Annotated in this window: 12 protein-coding genes; all 12 read left to right on the top strand. The window is 63.6% G+C overall.

Annotation, left to right across the window (positions count from 1 at the left end; all coding sequences use genetic code 11):
- Nucleotides 1-730, top strand: a 730-nt coding sequence (hutU, locus tag DQ397_RS18280; RefSeq protein ID WP_148921593.1) for a urocanate hydratase, incomplete at its 5' end; no start/stop codon positions are given.
- Between the two features lie 86 nt (nucleotides 731-816).
- Entirely contained in the window at nucleotides 817-2,349 is a 1,533-nt protein-coding gene (hutH, locus tag DQ397_RS18285; protein WP_043207115.1) for a histidine ammonia-lyase, read from the top strand.
- 144 nt (nucleotides 2,350-2,493) lie between these two features.
- Nucleotides 2,494-3,891: an amino acid permease gene (locus DQ397_RS18290; protein ID WP_043207117.1), complete on the top strand. Its 1,398-nt coding sequence runs from the start codon at nucleotides 2,494-2,496 to the stop codon at nucleotides 3,889-3,891.
- 15 nt (nucleotides 3,892-3,906) lie between these two features.
- Nucleotides 3,907-5,112 (top strand): imidazolonepropionase, encoded by a 1,206-nt coding sequence (gene hutI / locus DQ397_RS18295; RefSeq protein ID WP_043207118.1) that lies wholly within the window; start codon nucleotides 3,907-3,909, stop codon nucleotides 5,110-5,112.
- A 10-nt stretch (nucleotides 5,113-5,122) separates the two neighbouring features.
- The gene (gene hutG, locus DQ397_RS18300; protein ID WP_043207120.1) at nucleotides 5,123-5,926 is read left to right on the top strand and encodes an N-formylglutamate deformylase; all 804 of its coding nucleotides are present in this window, start codon (nucleotides 5,123-5,125) and stop codon (nucleotides 5,924-5,926) included.
- A 179-nt stretch (nucleotides 5,927-6,105) separates the two neighbouring features.
- On the top strand, nucleotides 6,106-7,077 hold the full coding sequence (pip, locus tag DQ397_RS18305; RefSeq protein ID WP_043207123.1) for a prolyl aminopeptidase: 972 nt from the start codon (nucleotides 6,106-6,108) through the stop codon (nucleotides 7,075-7,077).
- Nucleotides 7,074-7,511 (top strand): D-aminoacyl-tRNA deacylase, encoded by a 438-nt coding sequence (gene dtd, locus DQ397_RS18310; protein WP_043207126.1) that lies wholly within the window; start codon nucleotides 7,074-7,076, stop codon nucleotides 7,509-7,511. Before pip ends, dtd begins: the two co-directional genes overlap by 4 nt.
- Nucleotides 7,512-7,775: 264 nt before the next feature.
- Nucleotides 7,776-9,497, top strand: a complete 1,722-nt coding sequence (locus DQ397_RS18315) for a glucan biosynthesis protein G (protein ID WP_043207342.1) — start codon at nucleotides 7,776-7,778, stop codon at nucleotides 9,495-9,497.
- Nucleotides 9,490-12,063, top strand: coding sequence for a glucans biosynthesis glucosyltransferase MdoH (mdoH, locus tag DQ397_RS18320; RefSeq protein ID WP_043207128.1), 2,574 nt, complete (start codon nucleotides 9,490-9,492; stop codon nucleotides 12,061-12,063). The genes DQ397_RS18315 and mdoH overlap by 8 nt, the downstream gene beginning before the upstream one ends.
- Before the next feature lie 247 nt (nucleotides 12,064-12,310).
- Entirely contained in the window at nucleotides 12,311-13,108 is a 798-nt protein-coding gene (locus tag DQ397_RS18325; protein ID WP_043207344.1) for a transporter substrate-binding domain-containing protein, read from the top strand.
- Nucleotides 13,109-13,217: 109 nt separating this feature from the next.
- Nucleotides 13,218-14,180, top strand: a complete 963-nt coding sequence (locus tag DQ397_RS18330) for an amino acid ABC transporter permease (RefSeq protein WP_043207130.1) — start codon at nucleotides 13,218-13,220, stop codon at nucleotides 14,178-14,180.
- Nucleotides 14,173-14,907, top strand: a complete 735-nt coding sequence (locus tag DQ397_RS18335) for an amino acid ABC transporter ATP-binding protein (protein WP_043207132.1) — start codon at nucleotides 14,173-14,175, stop codon at nucleotides 14,905-14,907. Before DQ397_RS18330 ends, DQ397_RS18335 begins: the two co-directional genes overlap by 8 nt.
- The last annotated feature ends 57 nt before the right edge of the window (nucleotides 14,908-14,964 follow it).

Here is a 14,964-nt window from a genome sequence, read left to right on the forward strand (position 1 = left end):
AATGGGCGTGCCGACCTTCGACTACGGCAACAACATCCGCCAGATGGCCAAGGAAGAAGGCGTGGCCAATGCCTTCGACTTCCCAGGGTTCGTGCCGGCTTACATCCGTCCGCTGTTCTGCCGCGGTGTCGGCCCGTTCCGCTGGGCGGCGCTGTCCGGCGACGCCGAGGACATCTACAAGACCGACGCCAAGGTCAAGGAACTGATCCCGGACGACGCCCACCTGCACCGCTGGCTGGACATGGCCCGCGAGCGCATCAGCTTCCAGGGTCTGCCGGCACGTATCTGCTGGGTTGGCCTGGGCCTGCGCGCCAAGCTGGGCCTGGCGTTCAACGAAATGGTCCGCAGCGGCGAGCTGTCGGCACCGATCGTCATCGGCCGCGACCACCTGGACTCCGGCTCGGTCTCCAGCCCGAACCGCGAAACCGAAGCCATGCGTGACGGCTCCGACGCCGTCTCCGACTGGCCACTGCTCAACGCCTTGCTCAACACCGCAGGCGGCGCCACCTGGGTTTCGCTGCACCACGGCGGTGGCGTGGGCATGGGCTTCTCCCAGCACTCGGGCATGGTCATCGTCTGTGACGGTACCGACGAAGCGGCCGCGCGTATCGCTCGCGTGCTGACCAACGACCCAGGGACTGGTGTGATGCGTCACGCCGATGCCGGCTACCAGATCGCCATCGACTGCGCCAAGGAGCAGGGCCTGGACCTGCCCATGATCACGGGCTGATCGACGTTCCTTTGGTAATTGCCGAACAACGTTGATACTGAAAACAAGAAGGGGCCTGCGGGCCCCATGCGAATTGGAGTAGCGAAGTGACCGAACTGACTCTCAAGCCCGGCACCCTGACCCTGGCCCAACTACGGGCCATCCATGCAGCGCCCGTGCGCCTGCAACTGGATGCCAGCGCCGACCAGGCCATCGACGCAAGCGTTGCCTGCGTCGAGCAGATCATTGCCGAAGACCGCACCGCCTACGGCATCAACACCGGTTTCGGCCTGCTGGCTTCGACCCGCATCGCCAGCCATGACCTGGAAAACCTGCAGCGCTCGCTGGTGCTGTCCCACGCCGCCGGTATCGGCGCGCCGTTGGACGACGACCTGGTGCGTCTGATCATGGTCCTGAAGATCAACAGCCTCAGCCGCGGCTTCTCCGGCATCCGTCGCAAGGTCATCAACGCGCTGATCGCCTTGGTCAACGCCGAAGTCTATCCACACATCCCGCTCAAGGGCTCGGTCGGCGCCTCTGGCGACCTGGCACCGCTGGCGCACATGTCGCTGGTCCTGCTGGGTGAGGGCAAGGCACGTTACAAAGGTCAGTGGTTGCCTGCCACCGAGGCTCTGGCCGTCGCCGGCCTGGAGCCGCTGACCCTGGCTGCCAAAGAGGGCCTGGCCCTGCTCAACGGCACTCAGGCGTCCACCGCCTACGCCCTGCGCGGCTTGTTCCATGCCGAAGACCTGTACGCCGCAGCCATCGCCTGTGGCAGCCTGACCGTCGAAGCGGCCCTGGGCTCGCGTTCGCCGTTCGACGCACGTATTCACGAAGTCCGTGGCCAGCGCGGCCAGATCGACACCGCGGCCTGCTTCCGTGACCTGCTGGGCGACTCCAGCGAAGTGTCCCGCTCCCACGAAAACTGCGGCAAGGTCCAGGATCCGTACTCCCTGCGTTGCCAGCCGCAAGTCATGGGCGCCTGCCTGACCCAACTGCGCCAGGCCGCCGAAGTGCTGGCGATCGAGTCCAACGCTGTGTCGGACAACCCGCTGGTCTTCGCTGCCCAGGGTGACGTCATTTCCGGTGGCAACTTCCACGCAGAACCTGTGGCCATGGCCGCCGACAACATCGCCCTGGCCATTGCGGAGATCGGCGCGCTGAGTGAACGCCGCATCTCGCTGATGATGGACAAGCACATGTCCCAGCTGCCGCCGTTCCTGGTGGAAAACGGCGGCGTCAACTCCGGCTTCATGATCGCTCAGGTCACCGCGGCCGCCCTGGCCAGCGAGAACAAGGCCCTGTCGCACCCGCACAGCGTCGACAGCCTGCCGACCTCCGCCAACCAGGAAGACCATGTGTCCATGGCGCCGGCCGCCGGCAAGCGTCTGTGGGAAATGGCCGAAAACACCCGTGGCGTCCTCGCCATCGAGTGGCTGGGCGCCTGCCAGGGCCTGGACCTGCGTGAAGGCCTGAAGACCTCCGCCAAGCTGGAGCAGGCCCGTCTGGCCCTGCGCCGTGAAGTCCCGCACTACGACCGTGACCGCTTCTTCGCGCCGGACATCGAAGCCGCTGCCGAGCTGCTGGCCAAGGGTTGCCTGACCGGCCTGCTGCCAGCTGGCGTACTGCCCAGCCTGTAATACCCTCGGGGCCGCTCGCGGCCCATCGCAGGCTTCGCCAGCGCCCGCAGGATCGCAACTGCCTGGAGGCGCTGGCGAAGCCTGCGATGGGAGGCGAAGCGGCCCTTGTAGCCATCACCGGCAGAACAATAATAAGGGTGCGAAATGCAAGAAGGTCTCAAGCGCGGGCTAACGGCTCGGCACATTCGTTTCATGGCGCTCGGTTCCGCGATCGGTACCGGGCTGTTCTACGGTTCGGCATCGGCCATCCAGATGGCCGGCCCGGCAGTGCTGCTGGCCTACTTGATCGGTGGCGCGGCGGTCTTCATGGTCATGCGGGCCCTCGGCGAGATGGCCGTGCACAATCCGGTGGCCGGCTCCTTCGGTCACTACGCCAGTACCTACCTCGGCCCCATGGCGGGCTTCATCCTCGGCTGGACCTACGCCTTCGAGATGGTCATCGTCGCCATCGCCGATGTCACCGCGTTCGGGATCTACATGGGCTTCTGGTTCCCGGAAGTAGCCCGCTGGATCTGGGTGCTGGGCATCGTCTTCATCATCGGCGGCCTTAACCTGTGCAACGTCAAGGTTTTCGGTGAGATGGAGTTCTGGCTATCGCTGCTCAAGGTCGGCGCCATCGTGGCGATGATCCTGGCAGGTTTCGGCATCATGATCTTCGGCATGGGCCAGGCCAGCACTGGTGCCACTGTCGGTGTGAGCAACCTGTTCAGCCACGGCGGCTTCATGCCCAACGGCATCAGCGGTCTGATCGCCTGTTTCGCGGTGGTGATGTTCGCCTTTGGCGGCATCGAGATCATTGGCGTCACCGCCGGTGAGGCGAAAGATCCTCAACGCGTCATTCCCAAGGCGATCAACGCTGTACCGCTGCGTATCCTACTCTTCTACGTGCTGACCCTGTTCGTACTGATGTGCCTTTACCCGTGGCCGCAGATCGGCAGCCAAGGCAGCCCGTTCGTGCAGATCTTCAGCAACCTGGGCATCGGCTCGGCGGCCGCGGTGCTGAACATCGTGGTGATTTCGGCGGCCGTCTCGGCCATCAACAGTGACATCTTCGGCGCTGGCCGCATGATGTATGGCCTGGCCCAGCAAGGCCATGCGCCTCGCAGCTTCGGCAAGCTGTCCAAGCACGGCGTGCCGTGGATGACCGTGCTGGTGATGGGCGCTGCGTTGCTGATCGGCGTGGTGCTCAACTACGTGATCCCAGAGAACGTGTTCCTGCTGATCGCCTCGATCGCCACCTTCGCCACCGTGTGGGTATGGCTGATGATCCTGATGAGTCAGGTGGCCATGCGCCGCAGCATGACACGCGAGCAGATCGCCGAGCTGAAATTCCCGGTACCGTTCTGGCCTTATGGGCCGGCAATGGCCATTGCCTTCATGTTGTTCATCTTTGGTGTGCTCGGTTACTTCCCGGACACTCAGGCCGCGTTGATCGTCGGCGTGATCTGGGTGGTATTCCTGGTGGCCTCCTACCTGCTGTGGTGCAAGCCACGGGCAGGGCAGGGCCAACGGGTTCGCGAGCCGGCCGAGCTGCACCGCTAGTCAAGGAGAACGCTTATGAGAACCCTCTGGCAGCACTGCCACGTGGCGACAATGGCCCAGGGCCTTTACTCGATCATCGAGGACGCCGCGATCGTCACCAACGCCGGGTTGATCGAGTGGATCGGCCCGCGTGGCGAGGTGCCCGTGGTCGATGCCGAGCGCACGGTGGACCTGGGCGGCGCCTGGGTCACCCCGGGCCTGATCGACTGCCATACCCATGCGGTGTTCGGCGGCAATCGCAGCGGTGAGTTCGAGCAGCGCCTGCAGGGCGTCAGCTATGCCGAGATCGCGGCCAACGGCGGCGGTATCGCCAGCACCGTACGGGCGACCCGCGCGGCCAGCGAAGACGAGCTGCTGGCCAGTGCTCGTCAGCGGGTCAAGGCGTTGATGCGCGATGGCGTGACCACCTTGGAGATAAAATCCGGCTACGGCCTGGACCTGGCCAACGAGCGCAAGATGCTCAGGGTCGCTCGGCGTCTGGGTGAGGAGCTGCCATTGACCGTGCGCAGCACCTGCCTTGCCGCCCACGCCCTGCCGCCAGAATATGCTGGCAGGGCGGATGACTACGTTGCGCATATCTGCGACGAAATGCTCCCGGCCCTGGCCGAAGAGGGCCTGGTGGACGCCGTCGATGCCTTCTGCGAACACCTGGCGTTCTCGCCGGCCCAGGTCGAAAAAGTCTTCATCAAGTCACGTGAACTGGGCCTGCCGGTCAAGCTGCATGCCGAGCAGTTGTCGTCGCTGCACGGCTCGAGCCTGGCGGCACGCTACCAGGCGCTGTCGGCCGACCACCTGGAGTTCATGACCGAGGAAGACGCCATCGCCATGGCCGAGGCCGGCACTGTCGCCGTGCTGTTGCCGGGCGCGTTCTACTTCCTGCGCGAAACCCAGTTGCCGCCGATGGATGCCTTGCGCCGCCATGGCGTGAAGATCGCCCTTGCCAGCGACCTCAATCCGGGCACCTCGCCCGGGCTGTCGTTGCGCTTGATGCTGAACATGGGTTGCACCTGCTTCCGTATGACGCCTGAAGAAGCCCTGGCGGGCGTGACCGTGCATGCGGCCACGGCCTTGGGGTTGGGCGAAAGCCATGGCTCGCTTGAGGTGGGCAAGGTCGCGGATTTCATCGCCTGGCAGATCGAGCGCCCGGCGGATCTGAGCTATTGGCTCGGCGGCGACCTGCCCAAGCGGGTGGTGCGCCTGGGTCATGAGATATCCAACTGAGTGAGGGCACATGGACAAGGTATTGAGTTTTCACCAGGGCCAGCTGCCGCTGCTGATCAGCATGCCTCACGCAGGCCTTGGCCTGACCGACGCCGTGCGTGACGGCTTGGTCGAGCAGGCGCGCAGCCTGCCAGACACCGACTGGCACATCCCACGTCTGTACGATTTCGCCAGGGACCTGGGTGCCAGCGTGGTGGCCGCCCAGTATTCGCGGTTCGTCATCGACCTGAACCGCCCGGATGACGACAAACCGTTGTACGCCGGCGCCACCACAGGCCTGTACCCGGCGACGCTGTTCGAGGGTGAGCCGTTGTTCAAGGCGGGCCAGGAACCCTCAGCTGATGAGCGCAAAGGCTACCTGGAGCACATCTGGCGTCCTTACCACGATACGATCCGCCAGGAGCTCGCGCGCCTGCGCGAGATTCACGGCTATGCCCTGTTGTGGGATGCCCACTCGATCCGCTCGGTCATCCCACACCTGTTCGACGGCAAGCTGCCGGACTTCAACCTGGGGACCTTCAGCGGCGCCAGCTGTGACCCGGTCCTGGCCGAGCGTCTGCTGGGTGTCTGCGCGCAGGCCCAGGGCTATACCTGCGTGCTCAACGGGCGCTTCAAGGGTGGGCACATCACCCGTCATTACGGCGAACCGTCGAACCACATCCATGCGGTGCAACTGGAGCTGGCGCAGAGCACCTATATGGAAGAGGTCGAGCCGTTCAAGTACCGCGAGGACCTGGCCCAGCCGACCCAAGTGGTGCTCAAGCAGTTGCTCGAGGCCGTCCTGGCCTGGGGCAGGGAGCGCTACGGGCGGTAAGTCCGCTGTCCTGTTCGCCGGTCTACCCGCTTCCACAGGTTCATCGCCAGAGCCGTGGAAGCGGGGATTCCCGCGAACGGCCCCGCACACATCCACCTGTTTCACCGTGACACATGCTCAAAGCGCAATTCAGGTTTATGATGCCAGGCGGCAGATTAAATCCTCACACGGAGTGCGCAATGCAGACCCTGTACCCGCAGATCAAACCCTACGCCCGGCACGATCTGGCCGTGGAAGCACCGCATGTGCTGTATGTAGACGAAAGCGGATCGCCAGAAGGTCTGCCGGTGGTATTCATCCACGGTGGCCCCGGCGCGGGCTGCGATGCCCAGAGCCGTTGCTACTTCGACCCTACCCTCTACCGCATCATCACCTTCGACCAGCGCGGCTGTGGCCGATCGACTCCGCATGCGAGCCTGGAAAACAACACCACCTGGCACCTGGTCGAGGACCTGGAGCGCATCCGTGAGCACCTGGGCATCGACAAGTGGGTGCTGTTCGGCGGCTCCTGGGGCTCCACCCTGGCCCTGGCCTATGCCCAGACCCACCCCGAGCGGGTCCATGGCCTGATCCTGCGCGGCATCTTCCTGTGCCGCCCGCAGGAGATCCAATGGTTCTACCAGGAAGGCGCCAGCCGCCTGTTCCCCGATTATTGGCAGGACTACATCGCGCCGATTCCGCCGGAGGAGCGGGGCGACTTGGTCAAGGCCTTCCACAAGCGCCTGACCGGCAACGACCAGATTGCCCAGATGCACGCGGCCAAGGCCTGGTCGACCTGGGAAGGCCGGACCGCGACCCTGCGTCCCAACCCTCTGGTGGTCGATCGCTTCTCCGAGCCGCAGCGCGCGCTGTCCATCGCGCGTATCGAGTGCCACTACTTCATGAACAACGCCTTCCTCGAGCCGGACCAGTTGATCCGCGACTTGCCGAAGATCGCCCATTTGCCGGCAGTGATCGTCCATGGTCGCTATGATGTGATCTGCCCGCTGGATAACGCCTGGGCGTTGCACCAAGCCTGGCCCAACAGCGAGCTGAAGGTGATCCGCGACGCAGGCCACGCCGCCTCCGAGCCGGGGATCACCGACGCCTTGGTGCGCGCTGCCGACCAGATGGCCCGGCGCCTGCTCGACCTGCCTCTGGAAGAAGCATGAAAGGGCTGCTGCAGCGCGTACGCGGTGCGCGCGTCGAAGTAGAGGGCCAGATCGTCGGCTCGATCGATCAGGGCCTGCTGGTGCTGGTGGCCGTCGAGCCGGGAGATACCCGTGAGCACGCCGACAAGCTTCTGCACAAGCTGCTCAACTACCGGGTATTCAGCGACCCCCAGGGCAAGATGAACCTGTCCCTTAAGGACATCGGCGGCGGCCTGCTGCTGGTGTCCCAGTTCACCCTGGCCGCCGACACTCGCAATGGCATGCGTCCCAGCTTCTCCACCGCTGCGCCGCCTGCGCTCGGCGTCGAGATATTCGACTATCTTCTTGAGCGGGCCCGCGCCGCCCATGGCGATGTCGCCAGCGGCCGATTCGGGGCGGACATGCAGGTGCATTTGGTCAATGATGGCCCCGTAACATTTATGTTACAAATATGAGGTTAAAAAAACCCCTTGTTTGAAGGAAAACAAGTGGGTTTGTACGATAAATAGTTGTTTCAGCCTGATGCGTTGTAACGCGCCCTGCTGGATAATCGCGCGCTGCGTGAGCCTACGTTCGTAGGCTCGTTTCACTCTGACTCGAGCACTGTCTGGAACCGTTTGGGGAATCATTAGGCCCTTACGGGGTCCGAACAGTGCTCGCCAACCCGGCATTGGTCGCTGGCCGTTGGTTTCATGATCTGTTTTCGGCGAGGGTTGCTCGTGATTGTTAGTCCCTGTATTGCACAAAGAATCCCCGGAAATCGGCTTCGCAAGGCCCTGGCGGCAGGCGTCGCGCTGGTTGGCCTGATGAGCGCTGGCCAGCTTTGGGCATTCAATCTTGACGATGTTGCAGCCAAGGCAAAGGATCTCGCCGGTCAGAAGTACGAAGCACCGAAGAGCAACCTGCCAGCGGTCTTCCGTGACATGAAGTTCGGGGACTACCAGAAAATTCGTTTCATCCAGGAAAAGGCCGAGTGGGCCAAGGACAAGACGCCGTTCAAACTGTCCTTCTACCATCAGGGCATGCACTTCGACACGCCGGTGAAGATCAACCAGGTCACCGCCACCAAGGTCGAAGAAATCAAGTACGACCCGAGCCGCTTCGAGTTCGGTGACGTCCCGCACGACCCCAAGACCGTCGAAAACCTCGGCTATGCCGGTTTCCGCGTGCTCTATCCGATCAACAAGGCCGACAAGCAGGACGAGATCATGACCCTGCTTGGCGCCAGCTATTTCCGCGTCGTCGGCAAGGGCCACGTGTATGGCCTGTCCGCCCGTGGCCTGGCCATCGACACCGCGCTGCCGTCGGGCGAGGAATTCCCGCGCTTCACCGAGTTCTGGGTCGAAAAGCCAAAGCCGACCGACAAGCACCTGGTGATCTACGCCCTGCTGGATTCGCCACGCTCCACCGGCGCCTACAAGCTGACCCTGCGTCCAGGCAGCGATACCCTCCTGGACGTCAAGTCCAAGGTCTTCCTGCGTGACCATGTCAGCCGCCTGGGCGTTGCCCCGCTGACCAGCATGTTCCTGTTCGGCGCCAACCAGCCGTCCAAGGTCCTCAATTACCGCCCGGCCCTGCACGACTCCGAGGGCCTGTCGATCCACGCGGGCAACGGCGAATGGCTGTGGCGCCCGCTTAACAATCCCAAGCATTTGGCCGTGAGCAGCTTCAGCGTGGAGAACCCCCGTGGTTTCGGCCTGCTGCAGCGCCAGCGTGAGTTCAGCGCCTACGAAGACCTCGACGACAACTACCAGAAGCGTCCAAGCGCCTGGGTCGAGCCGCGTGGCGACTGGGGCAAGGGCACCGTCGACCTGGTCGAGATCCCGACCGCCGACGAGACCAACGACAACATCGTGGCCTTCTGGAGCCCAGAAAAGCTGCCTGAGCCTGGCAAGCCGATGGAGTTCGAGTACCGCCTGCGCTGGACCATCAACGAGTCCCAACTGCACTCGCCAGAGCTGGGCTGGGTCAAGAAGACCATGCGCTCCACTGGTGATGTGAAACAGTCCAATTTGATCCGCGAAGCCGATGGCAGCGTGGCTTTCCTGGTCGACTTCGAGGGGCCGACCCTGGCCGCCCTGCCGGAAGACACCGCCCTGCGCAGCCAGGTCAGCGTCGGCGACAACGCCGAGGTGGTCGAGAACAACCTGCGCTATAACCCTGAAACCAAGGGCTGGCGCCTGACCCTGCGACTGAAGGTCAAGGATCCGAGCAAGTCCACCGAGATGCGCGCCGCACTGGTGCGTGACGTTCCGGTGGAACCGGCCAAACCGGCCAAGGAAGGCAAGCAGGACAAGGCCGCAGCCAAGCACGCCAAGGCCGAGAAAGCCGCCAAGGCTGAACAACCTGCCGCCGATGCGGCACCCACCAACGGGGCACCGGCCACCACCGAAAAAGTGATGACCGAGACCTGGAGCTATCAGTTGCCTGCCGATGAGTAACTCAAGCGCACGGCCAGAATCGCTTGGCGAATACCTGGCCCACCTTCCCCTGAGCGATGAGCAGCGCGCGGAACTCGCCAGCTGCCAATCGTTCAGTGAGCTGCACCAACGCCTGGCGGCCCGACCGGCCGCCAACCCCGCCGAGGCCGTGCAGGCCTCGGTGGGCCCACGCCTGACCGTGGGTAGCGCCGCCGAGCTCGAGGACGCCGAAATGCTCGGCGTCGACGGCAGCGGCCGGCTGTGCCTGAAGATCGCACCGCCGATCAAGCGTACCCGCGTAATCCCCGAGCCATGGCGCACCAACATCCTGGTGCGCATGTGGCGCCGGCTCACTGGGCGCACCAATGCACCGCAACCGCCCAAGCGCGAGTTGCCACCGGCCCGCTGGCGCCGGGTCGGCTCCCTACGCCGCTATATTCTCCTGGCCTTGATGATCGGGCAGACCCTCGTTGCCGGCTGGTACATGAAGGGCATCCTGCCGTACCAGGGCTGGTCGTTCGTTTCGCTCGACGAAATCATGGCCCAGTCGCTCTGGGAGTCGGTGGTGCAGGTCTGGCCCTATGCTTTGCAGACGAGCATCCTGATCCTCTTCGGCATCCTGTTCTGCTGGGTGTCGGCGGGCTTCTGGACCGCGCTGATGGGCTTTCTCGAATTGCTCACCGGTCGTGACAAGTACCGCATCTCCGGCAGCAGCGCCGGCAACGAGCCGATCGCGCCCCAGGCGCGTACCGCGCTGGTCATGCCGATCTGCAACGAAGACGTGCCACGGGTGTTCGCCGGCCTGCGTGCGACCTTCGAGTCGGTGGCCGCCACGGGCGACCTGGACCGGTTCGACTTCTTCGTGCTCAGCGACACCAACGACACTGACATCGCCGTGGCCGAGCAACAGGCCTGGCTGGACGTGTGCCGTGAGGCCAAGGGCTTCGGCCGTATCTTCTATCGCCGCCGCCGTCGTCGCGTGAAGCGCAAGAGCGGCAACCTGGACGACTTCTGCCGTCGTTGGGGGGGCGAGTACAAGTACATGGTCGTGCTCGACGCCGACAGCGTCATGAGCGGTGAGTGCCTGACCAGCCTGGTACGCCTGATGGAGGCCAACCCGGACGCCGGCATCATCCAGACCGCGCCCAAGGCCTCGGGCATGGATACCCTCTATGCGCGCCTGCAGCAGTTCGCCACCCGCGTCTATGGGCCGCTGTTCACCGCCGGCCTGCACTTCTGGCAACTGGGCGAATCGCACTACTGGGGCCATAACGCGATCATTCGCATGAAGCCCTTCATCGAGCATTGCGCCCTGGCGCCATTGCCGGGCAAGGGTGCGTTCGCCGGTGCGATCCTCTCCCACGACTTCGTCGAGGCCGCGCTGATGCGCCGTGCCGGCTGGGGTGTGTGGATCGCCTATGACCTGCCGGGCAGCTACGAAGAACTGCCGCCGAACCTGCTCGATGAACTCAAGCGCGACCGGCGCTGGTGCCACGGCAACTTGATGAACTTCCGACTGTTCCTGGTCAAGGGCATGCACCCGGTACACCGCGCGGTGTTCCTGACCGGTGTCATGTCGTACCTGTCGGCGCCATTGTGGTTCTTCTTCCTGGTGCTCTCGACCGCGCTGCTGGCGACCAACACGCTGATGGAGCCGCAGTACTTCATCGAGCCGTTCCAGCTCTACCCGCTGTGGCCGCAATGGCATCCGGAGAAGGCCATCGCGCTGTTCTCCACCACCGTCGTGCTGCTGTTCCTGCCCAAACTGCTCAGCGTCATCCTGATCTGGGCCAAGGGCGCCACGGAGTTCGGGGGGCGCATCAAGGTCACCGTGTCGATGCTGATCGAGATGCTGTTCTCCATGCTGCTGGCGCCGGTGCGGATGATTTTCCACACCCGCTTCGTCCTGGCCGCGTTCCTCGGCTGGGCGGCGACCTGGAATTCGCCGCAGCGTGACGACGACTCCACGCCGTGGAGCGAGGCAGTCCGTCGCCACGGTCCGCAGACGCTGCTGGGCATCGCCTGGGCGGCCTTGGTGGCTTGGCTGAACCCAAGCTTCCTGTGGTGGCTTGCGCCGATCGTGGGCTCGCTGGTGCTGTCGATTCCGGTCTCGGTGATTTCCAGCCGTACGCGCCTGGGCCTGGCGGCCAAGGACGAGAAGCTGTTCCTCATCCCCGAGGAATACGCGACGCCGCAGGAGCTGCTGGCGACCGACCAGTACACCCATGAGAACCGCTGGCATGCCCTGCACGACGGCTTCGTTCGTGCGGTGGTCGACCCACGGCAGAACGCCCTGGCGTGCGCCATGGCTACCGCACGCCATGGTCAGGCCGCGCCGATCGAGGCGTTGCGCATCGAGCGTGTGGCCAAGGCCCTGGAAGTCGGGCCCAAGGGCCTGGATGGCAACACCCGCCTGGCGCTACTGAGCGACCCGGTGGCGCTCTCGCGCCTGCATGAGCAGGTATGGGCATCGAACAACGAGGCCTGGATCGGGGTATGGCGCAGCTCCATCACCAACGATCCACACTCGCCGCTGCTGCCGTTGCACCCGGAAAACCAGGCCCAGCCTTCACTGGTCGGCGCCTGATTCCCCAAGGGCCGCTTTGCGGCCCTTTTCCCAGGCTTCGCCAGAGTCCTCCGGTGTCTTCACCGAACCTGTGGAGGCTGCTGAAGCCTGCGGCCAGGGCCTGTGTCTCTATTTTGGCCAACAATGTCCCCCCCGGCTCTAGGTCCTAGGCCGCGCATGCGTTAGCATCCCTCTCGATATTGCGTATCGGTCTATCGACCTTTCCAACAATAAAATTCGCAACACTTTGCTAGGGGACTTGGTAATGATGAAGAAATACCTGTCGCGACTGCTGGTCGGTGTCACCGCACTGGTCGCCGTCACCGCCGCCCAGGCGGGCGCCATCGAAGACGCCGTCAAACGCGGTACCTTGCGGGTCGGTATGGACCCGACCTACATGCCCTTCGAAATGACCAACAAGCGTGGCGAGATCATCGGTTTCGAGGTGGACATCCTCAAAGCCATGGCCAAGTCCATGGGCGTCAAGCTGGAAACCGTCTCCACCGCCTATGACGGCATCATCCCAGCCTTGCTGACCGATAAGTTCGACATGATCGGCAGCGGCATGACTCTGACCCAGGAGCGCAACCTGCGCCTGAACTTCAGCGAACCCTTCATCGTCGTCGGCCAGACCCTGCTGATCCGCAAGGAACTCGCGGGCGAGATCAAGTCCTACAAAGACCTGAACAACGAGAAGTACCGCATCACCTCCAAGCTCGGCACCACCGGCGAGATGGTTTCCAAGAAACTCATCAGCAAGGCCAAGTATCACGGTTACGACAACGAGCAAGAGGGCGTGATGGACGTGGTCAACGGCAAGGCCGATGCTTTCGTCTACGACGCCCCGTACAACGTGGTAGCGGTCGAGAAGGCCGGTGCCGGCAAGCTGCTGTTCCTCGAAGAGCCGTTCACCTACGAGCCGCTTGCCTTCGGTCTGAAGAAGGGCGACTACGACAGCATCAACTTCATCAACAACTTCCTGCACCAGATCAAGAACGACGGGACCTACGATCGTATTCACGACAAGTGGTTCAAGAACAAAGACTGGCTGAAGGACATGGAATAAGCAGTAGCTACAAGCCGCAAGCTGCACGCTGCAAGATGAAACAGAGCCTACGCTTGGCCTGTTCTTGCCGCGTGTTGCTTGCGGCTTGCCGCTTTCTGGAGTACCCCAATTGATCAAGCACAAGAAAGCCCAGTGGCCCTGGCACGGGTTGACCGCGCTGGTCCTGGTGGGGCTGGCGTTCAGCCTTTACCTGGCCACCTCGATGATTTCCTACGAGTGGCGCTGGAACCGCGTTCCCCAATATTTCGCCTACCAGGCCGAAGAAGCGCAGCGCGCCGCTGAAAACGGCTCTGTCGAAGACATCACCCTCTCGGGCGACACCGCCCGCGTGACGCTCAAGGATGAAGGCGGCGGTCAGCAGGTCGTCACCGTCGCCAAGGACAGCCTGCTGCTGAGCCGTGGCGATGACGTCGCCGAGGGCGACCAGATCGGCGTGACCCGCCAGTGGGCCATTGGCCCCTTGACCTGGGGCCTGTGGACCACCCTATGGATCTCGGTAGTGTCCGGCGCCTTGGGCTTGGTGATCGGCCTGTTCGCCGGTTTGTGCCGGCTGTCGAACAACCCGACCCTGCGCGATCTTTCCACCGTCTATGTCGAGCTGGTACGCGGCACACCGCTGCTGGTGCAGATCTTCATTTTCTACTTCTTTATCGGCACCGTGCTCAACCTGTCCCGGGAGTTCGCGGGGGTGGCGGCGTTGGCGTTGTTCACCGGCGCCTACGTAGCCGAGATCGTGCGCGCCGGTGTGCAGTCGATCGCCAAGGGGCAGAACGAAGCGGCACGCTCGCTGGGCCTGAACGCCAGCCAGTCGATGCGTCACGTGATCCTGCCCCAGGCGTTCAAGCGCGTGCTGCCACCGCTGGCCGGCCAGTTCATCAGCCTGGTCAAGGACACCTCGCTGGTCTCGGTGATCGCCATCACCGAACTGACCAAGAGCGGCCGCGAGGCTATCACCACCTCGTTCTCGACCTTCGAGATCTGGTTCTGCGTGGCAGGCCTGTACCTGCTGATCAACCTGCCGCTGTCGCACATGGCCAGCCGGCTCGAGCGGAGGCTTGCGCAAAGTGATTGAAGTCCGTGATCTGGTAAAAGTCTTCGACACCCGTGGCCAGGTGGTGCGCGCGGTGGACAACGTCTCCACTCGCGTGGCCAAGGGCGAAGTGGTGGTGGTGCTTGGGCCGTCAGGCTCGGGCAAGTCGACCTTCCTGCGTTGCCTGAACGGCCTGGAGCATTTCGACGATGGCCATGTGTCCATCGACGGCCTGCAGCTGGATGATCCGAAGACCGACATCAACGCCTACCGCCGCGAAGTCGGCATGGTGTTCCAGCATTTCAACCTGTTCCCGCACATGACGGTGCTCGAGAACCTGTGCCTGGCCCAGAAGGTGGTGCGCAAACGTGGCAAAGCCGAGCGCGAAGCCAAGGCGCGCGCGCTGCTGGAGAAGGTCGGCATTGCCCAGAAAGCCAACGAATACCCTTCGCGCCTTTCCGGTGGCCAGCAGCAGCGCGTGGCCATCGCCCGAGCCCTGGCGATGGAGCCGAAGGTGATGCTGTTCGATGAACCCACCTCGGCGCTGGACCCGGAAATGGTCGGCGAGGTACTGGATGTCATGAAGACCCTGGCCCAGGAAGGCATGACCATGGTCTGCGTGACCCACGAAATGGGCTTTGCCCGTGAAGTGGCCGACCGCGTGCTGTTCTTCGACCACGGCAAGCTCCTCGAAGACTCCCCGCCCCAGCAGTTCTTCGCGGCTCCCAAAGACCTGCGCGCCCAGGCCTTCCTGCGTCAGGTGCTGTAGAGCGGGGAGCAAGCTTCACGCGGCATGAAAAAAGCCGAACCGAGATGGTGAACTCAT

It is taken from the genome of Pseudomonas sp. CK-NBRI-02, from assembly GCF_008124495.1.
GTDB classification, from domain to species: domain Bacteria; phylum Pseudomonadota; class Gammaproteobacteria; order Pseudomonadales; family Pseudomonadaceae; genus Aquipseudomonas; species Aquipseudomonas guariconensis.

Excerpts from the sequence above, each read along its gene's own strand:
- mdoH (WP_043207128.1), top strand. The coding sequence starts at position 9,490 with ATGAGTAACTCAAGCGCACGGCCAGAATCGCTTGGCGAATACCTGGCC.
- dtd (WP_043207126.1), top strand. The coding sequence starts at position 7,074 with ATGAAAGGGCTGCTGCAGCGCGTACGCGGTGCGCGCGTCGAAGTAGAG.
- DQ397_RS18325 (WP_043207344.1), top strand. The coding sequence starts at position 12,311 with ATGAAGAAATACCTGTCGCGACTGCTGGTCGGTGTCACCGCACTGGTC.
- hutG (WP_043207120.1), top strand. The coding sequence starts at position 5,123 with ATGGACAAGGTATTGAGTTTTCACCAGGGCCAGCTGCCGCTGCTGATC.
- DQ397_RS18290 (WP_043207117.1), top strand. The coding sequence starts at position 2,494 with ATGCAAGAAGGTCTCAAGCGCGGGCTAACGGCTCGGCACATTCGTTTC.
- hutI (WP_043207118.1), top strand. The coding sequence starts at position 3,907 with ATGAGAACCCTCTGGCAGCACTGCCACGTGGCGACAATGGCCCAGGGC.
- pip (WP_043207123.1), top strand. The coding sequence starts at position 6,106 with ATGCAGACCCTGTACCCGCAGATCAAACCCTACGCCCGGCACGATCTG.